General features: G+C 73.8%; 18 protein-coding genes. 10 read left to right on the top strand and 8 right to left on the bottom strand.

Features of this window, described 5'->3' with window-relative positions; translation table 11 throughout:
• Window positions 1-9: 9 nt before the first annotated feature.
• Window positions 10-1131: an acyl-CoA dehydrogenase family protein gene (locus tag ACZ4Z2_RS04460; protein ID WP_468072233.1), complete on the bottom strand. Its 1122-nt coding sequence runs from the start codon at window positions 1129-1131 to the stop codon at window positions 10-12.
• 257 nt (window positions 1132-1388) lie between these two features.
• Window positions 1389-2111, bottom strand: a complete 723-nt coding sequence (locus ACZ4Z2_RS04455) for a nuclear transport factor 2 family protein (RefSeq protein WP_468072231.1) — start codon at window positions 2109-2111, stop codon at window positions 1389-1391.
• Between the two features lie 144 nt (window positions 2112-2255).
• Between ACZ4Z2_RS04455 and ACZ4Z2_RS04450 the strand changes: the two genes are divergently transcribed.
• The 5 genes from ACZ4Z2_RS04450 to rfbA all read left to right on the top strand — a co-directional run bounded on the left by ACZ4Z2_RS04450 (window position 2256) and on the right by rfbA (window position 7654).
• Window positions 2256-3413, top strand: coding sequence for a nucleotide disphospho-sugar-binding domain-containing protein (locus ACZ4Z2_RS04450; RefSeq protein ID WP_468072229.1), 1158 nt, complete (start codon window positions 2256-2258; stop codon window positions 3411-3413).
• Window positions 3414-3531: 118 nt separating this feature from the next.
• Window positions 3532-4587 carry a hypothetical protein gene (locus ACZ4Z2_RS04445; RefSeq protein WP_468072227.1) on the top strand — a complete coding sequence of 352 codons (1056 nt, stop codon included), beginning with the start codon at window positions 3532-3534 and terminating at the stop codon, window positions 4585-4587.
• Between the two features lie 25 nt (window positions 4588-4612).
• A complete protein-coding gene (locus ACZ4Z2_RS04440; RefSeq protein WP_468072225.1) occupies window positions 4613-5614 on the top strand; it encodes an aromatase/cyclase in 1002 nt (333 codons plus the stop codon).
• Window positions 5611-6528: an NADP-dependent oxidoreductase gene (locus tag ACZ4Z2_RS04435; protein WP_468072223.1), complete on the top strand. Its 918-nt coding sequence runs from the start codon at window positions 5611-5613 to the stop codon at window positions 6526-6528. Before ACZ4Z2_RS04440 ends, ACZ4Z2_RS04435 begins: the two co-directional genes overlap by 4 nt.
• A 184-nt stretch (window positions 6529-6712) precedes the next feature.
• Complete coding sequence (rfbA, locus tag ACZ4Z2_RS04430) at window positions 6713-7654, top strand: glucose-1-phosphate thymidylyltransferase RfbA (protein WP_468072221.1); 942 nt, start codon at window positions 6713-6715, stop codon at window positions 7652-7654.
• A gap of 101 nt (window positions 7655-7755) precedes the next feature.
• Here rfbA and ACZ4Z2_RS04425 read toward each other — a convergent pair whose 3' ends face one another.
• The 6 genes from ACZ4Z2_RS04425 to ACZ4Z2_RS04400 all read right to left on the bottom strand — a co-directional run bounded on the left by ACZ4Z2_RS04425 (window position 7756) and on the right by ACZ4Z2_RS04400 (window position 14432).
• Window positions 7756-9216, bottom strand: coding sequence for an MDR family MFS transporter (locus tag ACZ4Z2_RS04425; RefSeq protein WP_468072220.1), 1461 nt, complete (start codon window positions 9214-9216; stop codon window positions 7756-7758).
• Window positions 9217-9394: 178 nt separating this feature from the next.
• Complete coding sequence (locus ACZ4Z2_RS04420; RefSeq protein ID WP_468072218.1) at window positions 9395-10834, bottom strand: multicopper oxidase family protein; 1440 nt, start codon at window positions 10832-10834, stop codon at window positions 9395-9397.
• On the bottom strand, window positions 10828-11454 hold the full coding sequence (locus ACZ4Z2_RS04415; RefSeq protein ID WP_468072216.1) for a hypothetical protein: 627 nt from the start codon (window positions 11452-11454) through the stop codon (window positions 10828-10830). Before ACZ4Z2_RS04415 ends, ACZ4Z2_RS04420 begins: the two co-directional genes overlap by 7 nt.
• Window positions 11455-11813: 359 nt before the next feature.
• Window positions 11814-12674 carry an SDR family oxidoreductase gene (locus ACZ4Z2_RS04410; protein ID WP_468072214.1) on the bottom strand — a complete coding sequence of 287 codons (861 nt, stop codon included), beginning with the start codon at window positions 12672-12674 and terminating at the stop codon, window positions 11814-11816.
• Window positions 12671-13621 carry an aromatase/cyclase gene (locus ACZ4Z2_RS04405; RefSeq protein ID WP_468072212.1) on the bottom strand — a complete coding sequence of 317 codons (951 nt, stop codon included), beginning with the start codon at window positions 13619-13621 and terminating at the stop codon, window positions 12671-12673. The genes ACZ4Z2_RS04410 and ACZ4Z2_RS04405 overlap by 4 nt, the downstream gene beginning before the upstream one ends.
• Window positions 13622-13646: 25 nt before the next feature.
• Window positions 13647-14432 (bottom strand): 3-oxoacyl-ACP reductase, encoded by a 786-nt coding sequence (locus tag ACZ4Z2_RS04400; protein WP_468072211.1) that lies wholly within the window; start codon window positions 14430-14432, stop codon window positions 13647-13649.
• 185 nt (window positions 14433-14617) lie between these two features.
• Between ACZ4Z2_RS04400 and ACZ4Z2_RS04395 the strand changes: the two genes are divergently transcribed.
• Genes ACZ4Z2_RS04395 through ACZ4Z2_RS04375 form a run of 5 tightly spaced genes read left to right on the top strand, consistent with a single transcriptional unit; the run spans window position 14618 to window position 20073 of the window.
• Window positions 14618-15775, top strand: a complete 1158-nt coding sequence (locus tag ACZ4Z2_RS04395; protein WP_468072210.1) for a DegT/DnrJ/EryC1/StrS family aminotransferase — start codon at window positions 14618-14620, stop codon at window positions 15773-15775.
• Entirely contained in the window at window positions 15772-16761 is a 990-nt protein-coding gene (gene rfbB, locus ACZ4Z2_RS04390; RefSeq protein WP_468072208.1) for a dTDP-glucose 4,6-dehydratase, read from the top strand. Before ACZ4Z2_RS04395 ends, rfbB begins: the two co-directional genes overlap by 4 nt.
• The gene (locus ACZ4Z2_RS04385) at window positions 16758-17546 is read left to right on the top strand and encodes a thioesterase II family protein (protein WP_468072206.1); all 789 of its coding nucleotides are present in this window, start codon (window positions 16758-16760) and stop codon (window positions 17544-17546) included. Before rfbB ends, ACZ4Z2_RS04385 begins: the two co-directional genes overlap by 4 nt.
• The gene (locus ACZ4Z2_RS04380) at window positions 17543-18814 is read left to right on the top strand and encodes a beta-ketoacyl-[acyl-carrier-protein] synthase family protein (RefSeq protein WP_468072204.1); all 1272 of its coding nucleotides are present in this window, start codon (window positions 17543-17545) and stop codon (window positions 18812-18814) included. Before ACZ4Z2_RS04385 ends, ACZ4Z2_RS04380 begins: the two co-directional genes overlap by 4 nt.
• On the top strand, window positions 18811-20073 hold the full coding sequence (locus ACZ4Z2_RS04375; RefSeq protein ID WP_468072202.1) for a ketosynthase chain-length factor: 1263 nt from the start codon (window positions 18811-18813) through the stop codon (window positions 20071-20073). The genes ACZ4Z2_RS04380 and ACZ4Z2_RS04375 overlap by 4 nt, the downstream gene beginning before the upstream one ends.
• Window positions 20074-20145: the final 72 nt, after the last annotated feature.

Below are 20145 nucleotides of genomic sequence, written 5' to 3'. Positions count from 1 at the left end.
CGCCGGGCGTCAGCCGGCGGCGGGCTCCAGCAGCCGCGCGCCGTACGCCCCGCCCGCGGTGTCGAAGCGCAGGGCGACATGGCTGGCCAGGCAGTGGACGTCGCGCCAGATCCGCTGGAGGGGGTGGGCGGCGAGCTGGCCGGTGCTGCCGACGGTGCGGAACAACTGCCCGACGACGTCGACGAGCTGGTCCACGGCGTGGGCGCAGTCGGCGGGGTTGCGCACCTGCTCCAAGGGGGTCGCCGCGGGAGCGTCGGCGACCTCGGCCGCGCGCTCCAGCAGCAGTTGGGCCGCGTCGACCGTGACGGCGGCGCGGGCCAGGGCGACGCGCGGGCCGGGGTTGCGTTCGTCGGCGTCCATCGCCGTGTGCTCGGACCACACCCGCAGGGCACCGCGGGCCGCGCCGAGCGCCGGGGCGGCGAACAGCAGGCCGCTGACCAGCCGCAGCGGGACGGTGTGGCAGCGGGCGGTGGAGCCGACGGCCCGCCCGGTGAGCATGGTGTCGCGGGCGAAGCCGCGGTGCCGGGGGACGAAGACGTTGTCGACGGTCAGGGTGTGGCTGCCGGTGCCGCGCATGCCGATCGCCGACCAGGTGTCGACGACCTGGTAGTCGGCGCGGGGCAGCGCGAAGAACCAGGGCACGTGCCGGTCGTCCTGCGGCACCAGGGCGCACACCAGCGCCCAGTCGGAGAAGCCGACCGCGCTGGTGAACTCCCACTCGCCGGTCACCCGCCAGCCGTCCGCGACCTCGGTGACCGCGCCCCTCGGCATGAGCGCGCCGACGACCACCGTGTCGGGGCCGCGCTCCCACAGCTCCCGCTGGCCCCGCTCGGGCAGGTAGGCGCCCATGCGGGCGGCGCCCGCCGTGACCGACGCGCACCAGGCGGCCGAGGTGCAGCCCTCCGCCAGCGCGGCGACCGCGTCCAGCAGTTCCCGGGCGCCGCCCTCGGCGCCACCGAAGCGGGCGGGCACGAAGTGCCGGGCGAAACCGGCGCGGACGATGCCGTCCGTCACCGCCGGTGCCAGTGCGCGGTCGGTGTCCGCGTCGGCGGCGTACCGGGCCGCGGTCGCGGCGAGCTCACGGGCCCGCTCCGGCAGACCGGTTCGGCTGGTTGTCGACTGGCTCGGCATAAGGACCCACTTCCTCACCCGGTGATCCGCTGGAACGCGTCCGGCACCGCCGCACGCCGCCCACCGTGCGGCGGCCCGGTGGAACCGGTCTTGAGCCGTGCTCGACGGGGCGGCCGACCGGGGGCACGAGCCGTCCGGCCCACGGCGCGGCTGGGTGGCCCACGGTGGCCGCCGGGAATCGGGGGCCGGTCCAGGACGTCTTGAGACCCGCTCGACGAGCGGGCGGCATGGACGGGTGCCGGCGCCGCCCGGGTGGCTCAGTCCGCGGGCCGGCCGTCGGGGACGAGGCGGCGGTGGCGGACCAGCCAGCCGGAGTCGTCGCCGGCGCGGACGAGTTCGTCGTGGCACACCAGGGAGCCGCGGATGTCGAGGGCGCCGCCGCGGGGCGTGGCCATGGCGAGGGCGTAGTACCGGGTGCGTACGGAGCCGCCCTCTCCGGGGCGGACGTCGAGCATGCCGAACCAGTGGCGGAAGTCCCAGCCCTGGGAGGCGATATGCGCGACCCCGGCGGCCACCGAGGCGCGGATGGCCTCGCGGCCGACGTCGGGGGCGTCCCCGGCCAGCTCGATCACGGCGTCCTCGGTGAACGTCTCCGCCCACGCGCCCGGGTCCGCGTGCTCGCCCTCGATCAGGTTCATCTGGCGGGCGTAGAACTGCTGGATCTCGGCGTAGAGGGAGATCGGCACGGGCTCCCCGGCAGGGGGCGCCGGGAGGTCCGGTCGCGCGAGCGGGTCGGGGGTGGGGGTGCGGACGTCCGGAGTGGCGCGGGCGCCCGGCGCAGTGCGGGGGCCCGACGCGGTGCCGGCGTCCTGGGCCGTGCCCGCGCCCTGGGCAGTGGGGGCGTCCGGCGCCGTGCGGACGTCCGGCGCCGTGCCGGCGCCCTGGGCCGTGCGGGGCCCCGGGGTCCTGCCGGCGCCCTGGGCCCTGCGGGCCCCCTGGGGCGTGGGGGCGGCCGGGGTCACGAGGGGGTCCGTGGGCATCTGTGGGTGCCTTTCGTGGGGCGGTGGAGGGGGGCGCGGTGAGTGTCGGAGCCGTCTCTCGAGCACGGGTTGAGCCGCTCCCGGCACGGTCACGGCACCGGAGTCCACCGAAGACCCGCTGTCCACGGAAACGAGGTAACCGCCATGCGCGTGCTGTTCAACGTCTCACCCGGCCTCGACCACCTGTATCCGGCACTGGGCCTGGCCTGGGCGTTCCGTACGGCCGGCCACGACGTGGCCGTGGCGACCGCGGGCGTCTCGGTCGACGCCGCGGTCCGGGCGGGCCTGACCGTGCGGGACGTCGCCCCGGACGCCGACTTCAGCACGGTGTTCCCGAAGAAGGGCACGCCCGAGGAGCGCGTGCGGATGATGCGGGAGCGGGGCGCGGAGATCACCGCGTCGGAGCGGACGCCGGAGATCATCCTGGAGAAGTTCGGGCTGATCAACGACATGATGGCCGACGGGACGCTGGAGTTCGCCCGCAGCTGGCGCCCCGATCTGATCGTCTACTCGCGGTTGCAGGGCACCGCCCTGCTCGCCGCCCGCGACCTCGGCGTCCCGGCGGTGGAGAACGGCTTCAGCTTCCTGCGCGAGGGCGACCTCCCGGCCCGGATGCTGCCCCACCTCGCGCCGACCTTCGAACGGCTCGGCGTGCCGGTGGAGCTTCCGTTCGTGCAGCCCGTGTACTTCGCGCCGCAGAAACTGATGCGCGGCGAGGGCGAGGGCTGGTCGATGCGGTCGATGCCGTTCCAGGGCGGCGGTGTGCTGCCGGACTGGCTGGCGGCGCCGAAGGAGCGGGCGCGGATCGTGGTGACGCTCGGGACCATCGTGCCGGGCGTGGCGGGTTCGGGCAGCCTGCGCAGTGTGCTGGACGCCTCGGCGGGCCTGGACGTCGAGTTGGTCCTCGCCCTGGGCGACAACGTCGACCTGACACCGCTGGGCACCCTCCCGGAGAACGTGCGCCCGGTCGGCTGGACCCCGCTCGGCTCGCTGCTGCCGACCCTCGACGGTGTCGTCCACCACGGCGGCTGCGGCACCATGCTGGCCGCCGCTCAGGCCGGTGTGCCCCAGCTGGCCATGCCGTACGGGGCCGACAACTGGATCAACGCCTCGATCATCGAGAGCGAGGGCATCGGCTTCGACCGGCAGCCGGAACAGGTCGACCCGTCCCTGCTGCGCGCGCTGGTCGAGGACGGACCGGTCCGCAAGAACGCCGCCGCGCTGGCCGAGGAGCTGGCCGCGGAGCCCGGCCCGGACCACATGGTGACCCGTCTCGTCGGGCTGGCGGGCAAGGGGCGCTGAACCCCCGGGACATGCGGCCGCGGATCTCGTCGAGCACGCCACGACCCGGACTCGACCGGCGGTGGAGCGGACGCCGAGAGCATCGGCCTCATCTGGAACAGGAAGGCAGGAACAGCACGTGAGAACCCATCTGTCGCCCATGGCCGCGCGCGGCCTCGGAGTCGCCCTGGGCACCGCCGCCCTGACGGCCGCGACCGCGTTCCCCGCGGGAGCGAAGCCGGCCGTCACCGACCTGGGCACGCTGCCCGGCGGCACGACGAGCCTGGCGTACGCCGTGAACGACGCGGGGACCGTCGTCGGGTCCTCGGCGAACGCCGACGGCGTCACCCGCCCGGTCCGCTGGAGCGTCGACGGGCTGATATCCGACCTGGGGACGCTGCCGGGCGATGTGTCCGGCACGGCGTACAACATCAACCGCGCGGGTGTGGTCGTCGGGCGCTCGGTCGGCGCCGACAAGGCCGAGCACGCGGTGCGGTGGACCCCCGACGGCCGCGCGGCGCAGCTGGAAGGCCTGCCCGGCTCGACCCGGAGCAGGGCCTACGGCGTGAACACGCGCGGGGTCGCCGTGGGCTTCTCGGCCACCCCGGAGCTGGTGTACAAGGCGCAGCGCTGGGACGTGGACGGCAAGGCCACGCATCTGCCGCCGCTGCCGGGCGACGTCTCCAGCGCCGCCGCGAAGATCAACGACAGCGGGGCGGCCGTCGGCTTCTCCGGCACCTCCGAGGGCAAGCAGCACGCGGTGCGCTGGAACGCCGACGGCACCGCCGTGCCGCTCGGCGGCATCCTGCCGGGTGACGACTCCAGCCAGGCCAGCTGGATCAACAACCGCGGCGCCATGGTGGGCAACTCGTACAAGGCGGGCAAGGGGTACGACGGCCCGTTCCACGCGGTCAAGTGGACCCGCTCGGGCACGGCGGTCCCGCTGAGCCCGCTGCCCGGTGACACGGGTTCGGCGGTGTACGGCATCAACGACGCCGGTGTCGCGGTCGGGTTCTCGTACACGCCGGGCGGCGTGTTCCACGCGGTGCGCTGGTCACCCGGCGGCCAGGTCACGGATCTCGGCGCGGCCGTGGCGGGGGCGAGCGAGGCGTACCTGCTGAACAACGAGGGCGTGACCGTCGGTTATCTGACCACCGATCAGGGCGCGGTCCGCGCGGCCCGCTGGAGCGGCTGAGCGGCCCCCGGCCGAGGAGGAACACATGGCATCGCCACAAGCGGTGAGCGAACGGCACGAGGTCACGGTGCGGGCGGCCGCCGATGACGTCTACCGGCTGCTGGCGGATCTCGACGCCTGGCCGCGGATCTTCCCGCCCTTCGTGCACCTGGAGCGGCTCGGCACGGCGGACGGGCACGAGCGGGTCGGTATGTGGGCGCTGTCCGGGGCGGGTGACCCGGCCGGCGACGGTATCCAGTACTGGGTGGCGCTGCGCCGCGTCGACGAGGACGCGCGCCGCGTCGAGTTCCGGCCGGAGCAGGTCGAGCCGCCGCTGGAGTCGCTGTGCCGCACCTGGTCCGTCCGGGCGGACGGGGACGACCGCTGCGTGGTGCGGCTGGAGCACGACTACCGGCTGGCGGACGACGACCCGCGGGCCGCGGAGGCGGTGCGGCGCACCACCGAGGAGATCGCCCACAGCGAGCTTGCGGCGGTGCAGACGGCCGCCGAGATCACCTGTCGCTTCCCCGAGCTGCTGATGACGGTCGAGGACGGGGTGGAGATCGACGGGCCGGCCGAGGAGGTCTACGACCTGCTCTTCGACGCGGCCGGGTGGCCTTCGGTGCTGGCCCATGTGGTCCGGGCGGACGTGCGCGAGAGCGGCCCCGGCGCGCATGTCCTGGACATGGAGACGCTGGAACGCCACGGCGGCCGGTTCACCACGCGCACCGCGCGGGTGGGCCTGCCGCACCACCGGATCGCGTACAAACAGTTGCTGCTGCCGCCGCTGGGCAGTTCGCACCACGTGCGGTGGCGGATCGCGGCCGGCCCGGACGGCTCGACGACGGTGACGTCCACGCAGACCGTGGTGATCAGGGAGTCCGGCATCGCGGCCGTGCTCGGTGAGGGCACCGGGCTGGAGGCGGCCCGCTCGTTCGTGCGGGCCGAGCTGAGTTCCAAGGTGCGGCTGATTCTGGACGCCGTGAAGGAGCACGTCGAGTACAAACGGCAGCACGATCAAGGCGACCGCAGTGGAAAGGACGCATGATGCGAGCGGCGACGCTGTCCTCGTTCGGGCCTCCCGAGGTGCTGGAGGAGACGACGCTGAAGGAACCGCAGGCGGGGCCCGGGGAGGTCCGGGTGCGGGTGAGGGCGGCCGGGGTGCTGCCGTTCGACGTGCGGGTGCGCGGCGGGTGGACCCCGCCGTTCATCAAGCGCGAGTTCCCGATGGTGCTCGGCAACGAGTTCGCCGGGGTCGTCGACCAGGCGGGCGAGGGCGTGACGGCGTTCGCGCCCGGTGACGAGGTGCTCGGCTACAGCGTGCTCGGCGCCTACGCCGAGTATCTGACCGTGCCCGCCGACCAGATCGTCCGCAAGCCGGCGGACATGCCGTGGGAGATCGCCGCCGGTTTCCCGGGCAACGGGCAGGGCGCGCACATGGCCCTGTCGACCGTGGGTGTGGAGCCGGGCGACACGGTGCTCATCAACGCCGCCGCCGGCGGCTTCGGCACGTTCGCCGTGCAACTCGCCCTGGCCTGGGGCGCGGGCACGGTCATCGGCACGGCGAGCGAACGCAACCACGACCATCTGCGGGCCCTGGGCGCCGTACCGGTCACCTACGGCGAGGGGCTGGAGGAGCGGGTACGGGCCATCGCGCCGGACGGGGTGGACGCGGCCGTCGACGCGGCCGGTCCCGAGGCGCTGCGGGCGTCGGTGGCGGTGGCGAAGAACCGCGACCGGGTGGTCACCATGATCGCCACGGAGGAGGCGGAGCGCCTGGGCCTGCGGGACGTGGCCGGTGCCCGGTCGGCCGAGCGGCTCGCCGAGCTGGTGGACCTGTACACGCGGGGCAAGGTGACGATCCATCTGCGGGCCACCCATCCGCTGTCCCGGGCCGCCGACGCGCACCGGGACGTGGAGAGCGGGCACGGCCGCGGCAAGGTCGTGCTGACCGTCGACTGAGCGCGGGGCGGGGCGACCGGTCGCGCACCGCACTCCGGTCCCGTGAGGGGGCGAGCCCGGCAGGGGCTCGCCCCCTCACGGCTTCGAGGAGCCCACGACCGCGGCTTCGAACGGGTGGGCGCACGCTCGTCACGACGACGGCACGAGCCGACGACGACAAGCCGACTACAGAGGTGAGCAGGACGTGAAGGGAATCATCCTCGCCGGCGGGAACGGCACCCGGCTCCACCCCATCACCCTCGGGGTCTCCAAACAGCTGCTCCCGGTCTACGACAAGCCCATGGTGTACTACCCGCTCTCGGTGCTGATGCTGGCCGGCATCCGGGACATCCTCGTCATCTCCGCGCCGAAGGACCTGCCCCAGTTCCGCCGGGTGCTCGGCGACGGCAGCCGGCTCGGGCTGCGCCTGACATACGCCGAGCAGCCCGAACCGCGGGGCCTGGCCGAGGCGTTCGTCATCGGGGCCGACCACATCGGTGACGGCCCGGTCGCGCTGGTCCTCGGGGACAACGTGTTCCACGGCCCCGGCTTCTCCCAGGTGCTGCGCAGCCATCTGCCCCATGAGGAAGGCGCGTTGCTGTTCGGCTACCCGGTGCGCGACCCGGAGCGGTACGGCGTGGCCGAGGCCGACGCGGAAGGCCGTCTGCTGTCCGTCGAGGAGAAGCCGAAGCGGCCGAAGTCCAACCGGGCCATCACGGGGCTGTACTTCTACGACAACGACGTGGTCCGCATCGCCCGGAACCTGAAGCCGTCGGCGCGCGGCGAGCTGGAGATCACGGACGTCAACAAGGAGTACCTGGACCGGGGTCAGGCGCGTCTGGTGGACCTGGGGCGCGGTTTCGCCTGGCTGGACACCGGCACACACGACTCTCTGCTCGACGCGTCCCTGTACGTGCAGACGCTGGAGCGGCGCCAGGGCCTCAGGATCGCGTGCGTGGAGGAGGTGGCGCTGCGGATGGGCTTCATCGACGCCGACCAGTGCCACCGGCTGGGCGAGGAGCTGGGCAGGTCCGGGTACGGGGAGTACGTCATGGCGGTCGCCCGGGCCGCGCGGGCCGACGGCACGGCGGTGCGCGCCACGGCGGGCATCACGGCGGACCCGCGCGGCATCCGGCGGGTGGCGTGACGGCAGCGCGGCGGACGGGACCGCCCGGTCGTCCACGGGGACGACCGGGCGGTCTCCTGTCGGGGCGTACCGGTGGTCTGTTCTCGGGGGCGTACCAGTGGTCAGTGGTGTCCTGACTCCGCCGGCTGCTCCTCCTCCCGCTCCGCGTCCGGCTCCGGCTCGCGCGGCTTGGGCGGCATGAGGAGCGCCGGCAGCAGCATCAGCGCGACCAGGCCCAGCACCCACCAGAACGTGTCCCCGTACGCGGCCGCGTCCCCCGCCCCCGCCCCGCTCCCGCCGGGCGCGGCGGTGAGGCCGACGGACAGCAGCAGGGCCACCACGGCCGTGCCGAAGGACGCACCGACGCGCTGTCCGACCGCGATGAGCACGGTGCCCCGGGCGATGCGGTCGGCGGGGACGTCGCGGTAGGCGGTGGTGATGACCGCGACACCGATGACGCCCAGGCCGAGGCCCCGCACACACAGGGACAGGCCGAGCAGCAGGTCGTCGGGCCGCTCGGCGAGCTGGGTGAAGGCGACGGTGCCGAGGGCGGCGACGACGGTGCTGCCGAGGATGAGGGTGCGCGGGTCGTACCGGTCGGTGAGCGCCCCGGCCAGCGAGATGCCGATCAGCATGCCGAGGCCCTGCGGGGCGAGCAGCCAGCCGGTGGTGGAGCTGTCGTGGCCCAGCACCCGCGTGTAGTACAGCGGCAGCACGAAGAGGGTGCCGTAGATGGCCACGCCGTGCAGCAGGATCAGCGCCGACGAGGTGGAGAACACCCGGGAGCGGAACAGCCGTACGTCCAGCAGCGGGTCCGCGGAGCGCGCGGAGTGCACACAGAACCCGGCCACCAGGGCGAGGCCGGCCAGCAGCACCCCGAGGGTGAACGGGTTCGTCAGCTGGGACACGTCACGGACCCGGGAGAAGCCGTAGACCAGGGCGACCATGCCGGGCGGCAGGAGCAGCATGCCGACGCGGTCGACGCGGGTGGCGCGCCGCTCGCCCGAGGAGGGCAGCACCTTCCAGGCGAGGGCGAGGGCGACGAGGATGACGGGCACGTTGACGAAGAAGATCCACCGCCAGCCCGCCGCGTCGATGATCAGACCGCCGGCCACCGGGCCCATGATGGGGGCCAGTTGCCCGGGGATGCCGACCAGGCTCATCACCCGGCCGAAGCGCTTGGGCCCGGCCGCCTCAGCGAGGATCGCCTGCACCATCGGCAGCACCATGCCGCCGCCGATGCCCTTGACGACCCGGAAGGCGATCAGGCTCTCCACCGACCAGGCCAGCCCGCACAGCACCGAGCCGGCCAGGAACACCACGAGGGCGAACATCCACATCCGCTTGTCGCCGAAGCGGTCCACGGCCCAGCCGACGAGCGGGGTAACCAGGGCCAGGGTCAGCAGGTAGGAGGTGTTGACCCAGGACAGCGCGGTCTCGGACGCGTCCAGTTCCTCACCGATGTCGTTCAGGGCGACACTGACGATGGTCGAGTCCAGGAGGGACGCGATGGCACCGATGAGGAGGGTGCCCGCGAGGACGAGGAGCTTGCGGTCCAGCCGTTCGGGGGGCGAAGTCTGCATGAGGGCAACCTAGGAGCCCCTGATCCCGGCCTCCTCGAATTCCGCTCGAGATCCGGCCATGTTCCGGCGCCCGGCACGGGGTCCTCCCGGCCGGCCGGGGCGGGCGGGCACGGCAGCGCCGCCGGGCCGTCGGGGCGGACGGTCCGGCAGCGCTGCCGAGGGGCCCGGAGGCGGGTGTTCAGGCCGGGTTGATGTCGATGCGTCCCATCTGGCCGCCGGAGGAGTGGCCGAGCTGGTGGCAGTGGTAGAGGTACTGGCCGGTGTAGGGGCCCCAGGTCATGGCGATCTTCACGGTCTCGCCGGGGCCCAGGCACACGGTGTCCTTCAGCCCCGAGTCCCGCACGCCGGCCGGTGCGCCGTTGCGCTCCAGCACCCGGAAGTACGTCAGATGGGTGTGGAAGCTGTGGTACAGGTGGAAGTCCGGCGGCGCGGCCAGCGGCGCCTCCACGTTGCGGATCGTCCAGATCTCGCTGCTGCCGACGGTGGTCGCCACGTCGACGCGGTCCGGGTCGTAGCTGACGCCGTTGATGGTCATCGCGGGGAACGTGCGCAGTTCGAAGTCCCGTTCCACCGTGCCCCGCGGTACCGGCGGCAGGGTGGACAGCCGCGCCGGGACCTCGCTGTTGTCGGTGCTCCTGCGGTCGACGTCGAAGCGGAGCACCTCCGGGCGCTCGGTGGGCAGGGCGCCGGTGTTCTCCAGCACCACCGACTGGCCCACGGCGTAGCGGGAGAAGTCCACGACGACCTCGACGCGTTCGCCGCCCAGCATCAGCAACTCGTCGCGCTGCACCGGGCGTTCCAGCAGACCGCCGTCCGAGGCGATCTGGGTGAACGGCGTGCCGTCGGCGAACCGCAGCCTGATGTAGCGGTTGGCGCAGGCGTTGTAGAGGCGCAGCCGGTACTTGCGGGCGGCGACCTTGAAGTACGGCCGCTCCTTGCCGTTGACCAGCATGTGGGGGCAGTCGGAGGGGCGGGTGTAGCGCAGGGTGCCGTCGGTCTCCACCCGGGCGTCGCGGATGACCAGCGGCACGTCGAAGGCGCCGCGGGGCAGCGGCAGCTTCTTCTCCTCGGGGTCGCTGATCAGGTAGAGCCCGTGCAGGCCCTTGTAGACGTTCTCGGCCTCCAGGTGGTGGGCGTGGTCGTGGTACCAGAGGGAGGCCGCCCGCTGCTGGTTCGGGTAGTGGTACGTCCGGTTCGCGCCGGGCGCGATGACGTCCATCGGGAGGCCGTCGTGCTGGGAGAGGACCTCGCCGCCGTGCAGGTGGACGGCGGTGTTCACGGTCAGGTCGTTGTACTGGCGCACCTCCACCGCCCGGCCGCGGCACGCCTTGATGGTGGGGCCGGGGAACGTGCCGTCGAAGGTGCGGACCCGGGAGGTCAGCCCCTTGACGATCTCGACGTCGGCCTCCCGCATCCGCATCTCGTAGACGTCGGCGGTGGCGCTGCGGGCGAGGGGGGCGAGGGTCTTCGGCACCGGCATGGCGTGCGCGAAGGGGGCCGTCTCCGCGAGGTCGCCGGCCGCGGCGGCGGACCCGCTGCCGGTCAGACCCTCCCAGGGGAACAGGGCGGCGGCGCCGCCCACGACGGCGGCCTTGAGCAGATGGCGTCGGTTCAGCATGATCGGGTTCTCTTCTCCACGAGTCTCGGCGGACGGTCCGCCCGTCGCCGTGCGCTCGACGGGACCCCGACGGCGACGGCGAGCAGCAGACCGGCCGGGGCGCAGATGCGCAGCGCGGTCAGGGCGTGGTCGCCCGCCGCGGCCCACGACCCGGCGGGCGCGCCGGGGGTCAGGGCGACCGCGAGCGCGGTGACGGGCACGGCGACGGCCGCGCTCACCGCGCCGCCCACGACGGCGAAGGTCCACGCGCCGCCGCCCAGGTGCCGCACGGTGTGTGCGGCGAGGGCGAACAGGGGCAGCAGCAGGTACAGGGCGGCCGTGGCGAGCGCGAGGTACAGCACGGGCCCGCTCGCGTCCCCGCCGTGGCCGCCGGCGTGCGCGGTGTGGCCGACGGCGGACGGGCCGCCGCCGTGCCACCAGGCGTGGTCGCCGGGCTGCGGGGCGGGCGGACGTGTCCGCTCGTACGCGACCCAGGCGACGGCGGCGGCCTGCGCGAAGGCGCAGACGCCCAGCGCGAGCGGCCGCAGGGACAGGACCGCGCGCCAGGCGACCCGCCGGGCACGCAGGCCGACTCCGCGAAGGAACCGCCCCGGCCCGCCGGCCCGCACCGCCACGCCCAAGGCGGCACCGGACAGAGCCGCCGCCCCAGAGGCGCCCCGCGAGCCGGGCCATGACCCGACGGGCAGGCTGCCCGACGTCCCCGGGGAAACGGGCCGCGCCCCGACCGACGGAACACCCGACGCACCAGGAGAGGCGGACCGCGCCCCCGCGCCCGGCTCACCCGGCCTGCCGGGGCGGGCGCCGGCGGCCACGCGGCCCGGCGTCCCCGAGGAGACGGGCCGTGCCCCGGTCGGCGGAACACCCGGCGCGTCCGGAGAGGCGGACCGCGTTCCCGGGCCGGGGCCGACCGGTCTGCCGGGGGAGGCCGGTGGTGGGTCGGCGGCCGGGGCCCGCTTGGTCGCCGGGCGCGCGGTCGGGGTCACGGTCGGGTGTCCGTTTCGTCGTGGTCCGTCGTGCGGGTCAGCGCGTCCCACTCCTCCCACTCCGCGAGGCGGTCCCGCAGGGCGCGGGGTGCGAGGTCGGCGGCGCTGTTGCCCAGCAGCAGCCTGAGCGGCGGCCGGTCCGCGTCGAGCAGCTTCAGCAGGGCCTCGCCCGCCTTGCGGGGATCGCCGGGCTGGAGGTGGGCGTACGCCCCGGACAGCCCGTGCCTGCGCCGCGCGAGCACCTCGTCGTACTCGGGCATGGGCGTGGCACGGACCAGGCTTCCGGCGCTCCACTCGGTGCGGAACTCGCCGGGCTCGACGATCGTGACGCGGATGCCGAAGCCCGCGACCTCCTGCGCCAGGGCCTCGCTCATGCCCTCCAGGGCCCACTTGCCGGCGCAGTACATGCCGAGGTTCGGGTAGGTCGTGATCCCGGCGATGCTGGACATCTGGAGGATGTGGCCCGCACGCTGACGGCGCATCACCGGCAGCACGGCCTGGGTGACCCACAGCGCGCCGAAGAAGTTGACGTCGAACTGGTCCCGTACCTGGCGCTCGCCGACCTCCTCGACGCCCCCGGCGAGGCCGTACCCCGCGTTGTTGAGCAGGACATCGATCCGGCCCGCCCGCTCGACGGCCTCGGCGACGGTGGCGAGGACGGCGGCGCGGTCGGTGACGTCGAGGGCGAGCGGGACGACGCGGTCGCCGTACCGCTCGACCAGGTCGTCGAGGGTCTCGGGCTTGCGGGCGGTGGCGACGACTCTGTCGCCCGCCTCCAGCACGACCTCGGTGATGGCCCGGCCGAGGCCACGGGAGGCGCCGGTGACCAGCCAGGTGCGCGGTGAGTGCTCGCTCATCGCGCGGCCGCCCTGCGCTTCTCGGCGTACTCCTTGGCGTGGCCCAGCGTGGCGCGGCTGTTGGAGCCGAGGGCGCCGCGGATGAACTCGCGGGCCTCGGGCACCCCGGCGTCCGGGCCGAGGATCTTGGTGATGTTGTCGGCGTTGAGGACCACGGTGTGCTGGGAGGTGGCGGTGGTGACGCCGTCCTCGTCCTCGTCGAGCTGCCAGTACCCGGTGTGCAGGGTCATCAGGGCGGGCAGGGTGGTCTGCTTGTAGGCGATGCGGTGGTGGGGGAAGCAGACGCGGATCGACTCGGTGGTGTGCTGGGAGCCGTCCTTGGTGAGGGTGTCCATGCGCAGCACCTGGAGCCCCGGGGTGTCCTCGCGCAGGGAGACCTCGGCGACGTGCGGGAGGCGCTCGCGCCAGCGGTCGGCCTCGTTGATGAAGTCGTAGACGTCCTTCGCGGAGCCTTCGACGCGGACGCTGTCCTCGAAGGAGAGGGTCAGCCCGACGGCCCGCACGGCGAGTTCCGCGTTGGTCTTCAGGGAGGCCAGCTCGGCGCGGCTGTTGCGGTCCACGGCCGCGTCGATCCAGGCGAGCCGCTCGGGGTCGTCGTCGATCGCGGAGTAGTCGTGCAGCAGCCGCACCCGGGATTCCTCGTCACCGAGCGGCTCGATGATCCAGGTGCCGCCCATCGCGGCCACCGGCGGGGCGGGGACCTCCTGGCGGAACTCGATGCGCAGTTCCTCGGGGTGCAGGACGCGGCGCGACGTCCAGTTCTTCGGCTCGCCGTTGGCGGTGGCCCAGATCCGGATGCGCTCCTCGCGTTCGCCCTTCTCGACGTGGTCGACGTAGATGGACGGCGGGAAGATCCGGGGCCAGTTCTCCACCTCGGCGATCAGCCGGTACAGCTCGGCGGCCGGGGCGGCGACGGTGATCTCGTGCTCTACCTCACGGGTCGTCATGTCCTTGTCCCTCTCGTCGGGCTGGTCAGAAGTTGCCGAGGCCGCCGCAGACGTTCAGGGCCTGCGAGGTGATGGAGGCGGCGGTGTCGGAGGCCAGGTAGCCGACGAGGCCGGCGACCTCCTCGGGGGTGGAGTAGCGGCCGAGCGGGATCTTGGCCTGGAACTTCTCCAGGATCTTGTCCTCGGTGGTGTCGTAGGCGTCGGCGTAGCCCTGCCGCACCCGCTGCGCCATGGGCGTCTCGACATAGCCGGGGCACACGGCGTTGACGGTGATGCCGGTGGGGGCGAGCTCGTTGCCGAGGGCCTTGGTGAAGCCGACGACGCCGTGCTTGGACGCCGAGTAGGGGGCGCCGAGCACCACGCCCTGCTTGCCGGCGGTGGAGGCGATGTTGATGATCCGGCCGCGGTCCTTGTGGCGCATGCCGCCGGTGGTGAGGACCTCGCGGGTCATCCGGAAGACGCTGTTGAGGTTGGTGTCGATGACGTCGTCCCACAGCTCGTCGGTGAGGTCGGCGGTCACACCGCCCCCGCTGCGGCCGGCGTTGTTCACCAGCACGTCGACGGTGCCGAAGCGTTCCACCGCGGCCCGCACGAACGCCTTGACGTCGTCGGCGGAGCGCACGTCGCAGGCGACGCCGTCCACCTCCAGGCCTTCCTCGCCGAGTTCCTTGACCGTGTCGCGCACGGCGTCCTCGCCGCGCGCGCAGAGGAACACCCGATGGCCCTGCTGCGCCAGCAGCCGGGTCACCGCGAGGCCGATACCGCTGGTCGCACCCGTGACGACGGCGACCCGTCGCTCCTGTTCCGACATGAGCTCTCCTGGATAGTCCGGTCCTGGCGGCAGGAGGTTCGCGTCCGGCGCTGGAACGGCGCTCGAACACCTCTCGGGGCCGTCGGCGGCGGCCCGTCCGCCATCGCGCCGACCATCGCGGCTCGATCCCGTGTCGAGCGGATCCGCCCAGAGTCGGCCCCGACACGAGGACCTGAGAGGCGGCTATGATCAATCTCTTCCAGCCCCAGGTGGGCGCTGAGGAACTGAACGCGATCGCCGATGTGTTCGAGGACAGGTGGCTCGGGCACGGCCCCCGCACCAAGGCCTTCGAGGCGGCCTTCGCCGCGCACCTCGGGGTGGACGCCGAGCACGTCGTCTTCCTCAACTCCGGTACGGCCGGACTGTTCCTGGCGCTGGAGTCGCTGGACCTGACGCGGGGCGACGAGGTCGTCCTGCCCTCGCTCAGCTTCGTCGCCGCGGCCAACGCGATCCTGACCACCGGGGCGACACCGGTCTTCTGCGACGTCGGCGCCCGCACCCTCAACCCCACCGCCGAGGACGTCGAGCGCGCCCTGACCGACCGCACCCGCGCGGTGGTCGTGCTGCACTACGGCGGCTACCCGGGCGAGATCACTCGGATCGCCGAGCTGTGCCGGGAAAGGGGCATCACCCTGGTCGAGGACGCCGCCTGCTCGGTGGCCTCCCGGGTGGACGGCAGGGCCGTGGGCACCTTCGGCGACCTCGCCATGTGGAGCTTCGACGCCATGAAGGTCCTGGTCACCGGTGACGGCGGCATGATCTACGCCAAGGACGCCGAACGCGCCGCCCGCGTGCGGCGCCTGGCCTACCACGGTCTGGTCCAGCCCAGCGGCTTCGGCTACGCCAAGGTGTCGGCCCGCTGGTGGGAGCTGGACGTCCCCGAGCCGGGCCGGCGGGTCATCGGCAACGACATGACCGCGGCCATCGGCGCGGTGCAGCTGCGCCGGCTGCCCGAGCTGGTCGGCCGCCGCCGGGAGATCGTCGCCCTCTACGACCGTGAACTCGCCGACGCCGACGGCTTGTTGCTGCCGCCGCCGCTGCCGGAGGGCCACGAGTCGACGTACTACTTCTACTGGGTGCAGATGGATCCGAGGATCCGGGACGCCGTGGCGAGCGACCTGCTGGCCGCCGACATCTACACCACCTTCCGCTACGCGCCGCTGCACAAGGTGCCGGCGTACGCGCACGGCGCGCCCGAGCCCGGCCTGCCGGGCTCCGACTGGGCGGCCGACCGCACCCTGTGCCTGCCGCTGCACCCGGGCCTGTCCGACGCCGACGTGCTCACCGTGGTCGCGGCGCTGCGCAAGTCCGTCGCCGAGCGCCTCGCGGAGGTGACGGCATGAGGATCCTCGTCACCGGCGGCGCCGGCTTCATCGGCTCCCACTACGTGCGCACCCTGCTGGCCGGCGGTTACGAGGGCTACGAGGACGCCCGCGTCACCGTCCTCGACAAGCTGTCCTACGCCGGGAACACCGCCAACCTGCCGATGGACCACCCCCGGCTGGACTTCGTGCGCGGCGACATCCTCAACTCCGAGCTGCTGGACCATCTGCTGCCGGGGCACGACGCGGTGGTGCACTTCGCGGCCGAGTCGCACGTCGACCGGTCGGTGGCCGGCGCCGCCGCCTTCGTCACCACCAACGTGCTCGGCACCCAGAGCCTGCTCGACGCCTGTCTGCGGCTCGGCGTCGGGCCCGTCGTCCAGGTCTCCACCGACGAGGTGTACGGCTCGATCGACAGCGGCGCGTGGACCGAGGAGGAGCCGCTGCTGCCGAACTCGCCGTACTCGGCGTCCAAGGCCGCCGCCGACCTGCTGGCCCGCGCCTACCACCGCACCCACGGCCTCGACGTCCGCGTCACCCGCTGCACCAACAACTACGGCACCCACCAGCACGTCGAGAAGCTCATCCCGAACTTCGTGACCCGGCTGCTGCGCGGCATGAGCGTCCCGCTCTACGGCGACGGCTCCAACGTCCGCGAATGGCTGCACGTCGACGACCACTGCCGGGCCGTCCAGCTGGTCCTCACCGGCGGACGGGCCGGGGAGATCTACAACATCGGCGGCGCCACCGCCCTGACCAACCTGGAGATGACGAAGCGGCTGCTGGACCTGTGCGGCGCCGACTTCTCGTCCGTCGAGTACGTCGAGGACCGCAAGGGCCACGACCTGCGGTACGCCATCGACGACCGCAAGATCCGCGCCGAACTCGGCTACGCGCCCCGCCGCACGCTCGACGAGGGGCTGCGCGAGGTCGTCGCCTGGTACCGGGACCGCCCCGACTGGTGGAAGCCGCAGGCCGACGCCGCGTCCCGGGGAGGTGCGGCATGAGGCTGTACTGCTTCCCGCACGCCGGCGCCGGCACCTCCGCGTTCGCCCGCTGGCCCGAGCAGTTCGGTCCCAAGGTGGAGGCCGTGCCGGTGCTGCTGCCCGGCCGGGACGCCCGCCGCCGCGAGACCCGCGTCACCGGCCGCCGCGCCCTCTTCGCCGACCTGCTGCGCCACCACAAACCCGTGCCCAGCTCCCCCTACGTCCTGTACGGGCACAGCCTCGGCGGCATGATCGCCTACTCGGTGGCCCGCGCCCTGGAGCAGGCCGGACGCCCGGCCCCCGCTCTGGTGGTCGTGGGCGCCTGCCCGCCGCCGGACGCCCGGGTACGGCTCGTCCAGGCGGCCGACCTGCCGGACTGCCAGCTGATGGAGACGCTGCGGGAGGCGGGCGCCGTACCGCCCGACACCCCGCGCGGCGGGGTGTGGCAGCGCTCGGCGCTGAAGGTGATCCGCGACGACCTGCGGCTCGCCCAGTCCCTGCGGGAGGCCGCCGACGGCCCGCTGTCGGTGCCGCTGCTCGCCGTCTCCGGTGACCTCGACCCGCTCGCCGGGCGGGAGGTGATGGCCGGCTGGCGGGAGTGGACCACCGGCCCGTTCGTCGAACGCACGCTCCCCGGCGACCACTTCTTCCTGCGCGGCCCGGCGCTGCCGCGGCTGCTGGACCGGGCCTGCCGGGTCGTGCAGCGCCGGGCCGGGACGCCGGGGCCCGCCGGGGCCGCCCGTACCCACCCGACCGCCTGGACCGCACCCCAGCTGGAGGACTCTCCCGTGAAGGACAGCCAATGAACCGACGTGTCGTCATCACCGGTATCGGGGTGGTCGCCCCCGGCGGCGTGGGCACCAAGGAGTTCTGGTCGCTGCTGACCGCCGGACGCACCGCCACCCGGGGCATCACCCTGTTCGACGCCTCGCCGTTCCGGTCCCGGATCGCCGCCGAGGCCGACTTCGACCCGCTGCTCCACGGCTTCACCCCCGAGGAGGCCGAACGCCTCGACCGGGCCGCCCAGTTCGCCCTCGTCAGCGCCGACGAGGCACTGCGCGACAGCGGCCTCGACGCCGAGAGCCTCGACCCGCTGCGCACGGGCGTGACCCTGGGCAGCGCCGTCGGCTGCACGATGGGCCTGGACCGCGAGTACAACACCGTCAGCCGGGGCGGCTCCACCTGGCAGGTGGACCACACCCTCGCCGTGCCGCACCTGTTCGACTACTTCGTGCCCAGCTCCATGGCGGCCGAGGTGGCCTGGCGGACCGGCGCGCAGGGCCCCGTCTCCATGGTCTCCACCGGCTGCACCTCGGGCCTGGACTCCATCGGGCACGCCGTCGAGCTGATCCGCGAGGGCAGCGCCGACGTGATGGTCGCCGGCGCGACGGAGGCGCCGATCTCCCCGATCACGGTGGCCTGCTTCGACGCCATCAAGGCGACCTCCCCCCGCAACGACGAGCCGGAGACCGCCTCCCGCCCGTTCGACGCCTCCCGCAACGGCTTCGTGCTCGGCGAGGGCTCGGCGGTGCTGATCCTGGAGGAGTTCGAGGCCGCCCGCCGCCGGGGCGCGCACGTCTACGCCGAGATCGCGGGCTTCGCCACCCGCTGCAACGCGTACCACATGACCGGCCTGACGAAGGACGGCACCGAGATGGCGGAGGCGATCCGGGTCGCCCTCGACGAGGCCCGCCTCGACCCCACGGCCGTCGACTACATCAACGCCCACGGCTCCGGCACCAAGCAGAACGACCGCCACGAGACGGCGGCGTTCAAGCGCAGCCTCGGCAGCCACGCCTACGAGGTGCCGGTCAGCTCCATCAAGTCGATGGTCGGGCACTCCCTGGGTGCCATCGGCTCCCTGGAGGTCGCCGCCAGCGCGCTGGCGATCGAGCACGACACCGTGCCGCCCACCGCCAACCTGCACACCCCCGACCCCGCCTGCGACCTGGACTACACCCCGCTGACCGCCCGCGAACAGCGCACCGACACGGTGCTCAGCGTGGGCAGCGGCTTCGGCGGTTTCCAGAGCGCGATGATCCTGACCCGCCCGCGCACGGGAGAGGCCGCATGACCACCCAGACCCTCGACCGCTCCGCCCCCGCCCCGGAGGACGCCGCCCCGGCCGCGCCCCTGGTCACCGGCCTCGGTGTGACCGCGCCCAACGGCCTGGGCACCGAGGCGTGGTGGGCCGCGACCCTGCGCGGCGAGAGCGGCATCCGCCCCGTCACCCGCTTCGACGCCGGCCAGTACCCGGCGAAGCTCGCCGGTGAGGTGCCCGGCTTCGACCCGGCGGAGCACGTCTCCAGCCGGCTGCTCCCCCAGACCGACCACATGACGCGGCTGGCGCTCGCCGCCGCCGCGGAGGCCCTCGACGACGCCGGTATCGACGCCTCGGAGCTGCCCGACTTCTCCGCGGGGGTCGTCACCGCCGCCTCGGCGGGCGGCTTCGAGTTCGGCCAGCGGGAGCTTCAGGCCCTGTGGAGCAAGGGCGGCCACCACGTCAGCGCCTACCAGTCGTTCGCCTGGTTCTACGCCGTCAACACCGGCCAGATCTCCATCCGGCACGGGCTGCGCGGACCCAGCGGGGTGCTGGTCACCGAGCAGGCCGGCGGCCTCGACGCGGTCGCGCAGGCCCGCAGGCAGCTGCGCAAGGGCGTCCCGGTGCTGCTCACCGGCGGCGTGGACTCCTCGCTGTGCCCGTGGGGCTGGGCGGCACACCTGGCCGGCGGCGAGCTGAGCACCGTCGAGGACGCCACCCGCGCGTATCTGCCGTTCTCCGCCGACGCGTCGGGCCATGTCGCCGGTGAGGGCGGCGCGCTGCTGGTCCTGGAGGACGCGGCCGCGGCCCGTGCGCGCGGCGTGCGCGGGTACGGCACGGTCGCCGGGTACGCGGCGACCTTCGACCCGCCGCGGGGCAAGGGCGCCCCGCGGCTGGGCGCGGCCGCCGAACTGGCCCTGGCCGACGCGGGGCTGGCCGCCGCCGACGTGGACGTGGTGTTCGCGGATGCGGCGGGCCGCCGGGACGCCGACCGGGCCGAGGCCGAGGCGCTCGCCGCGCTGTTCGGCGCGCGCGGTGTGCCGGTCACCGCCCCGAAGACGATGACCGGGCGGCTGGCGGCCGGCGGTGCCTCGCTGGACCTGGCGGCGGCGCTGCTGGCGCTGCGGGACCAGGTGATCCCGCCGACCGTCCACGTGACGGAGCCGGCCGCCGACTGCCCCGTGGACCTGGTCACCGGCGAGGCCCGCCCCGCGCCCCTGCGCACGGCGCTGGTGCTGGCGCGCGGCCGGGGCGGCTTCAACGCGGCCATGGTGGTCCGCGCCGCCGGCTGACCCGTCCCTCCGCACACCTCACTCCCCTGTTGTCCTTCGAAAGTCCCTGGAACCGCAAGAGATTGAGAGGAA

This window comes from Streptomyces sp. NPDC030183, from assembly GCF_055573455.1.
The sequence above is the reverse complement of the archived record's forward strand: the minus strand, read 5'-3'. Positions and strand labels throughout refer to the sequence as shown.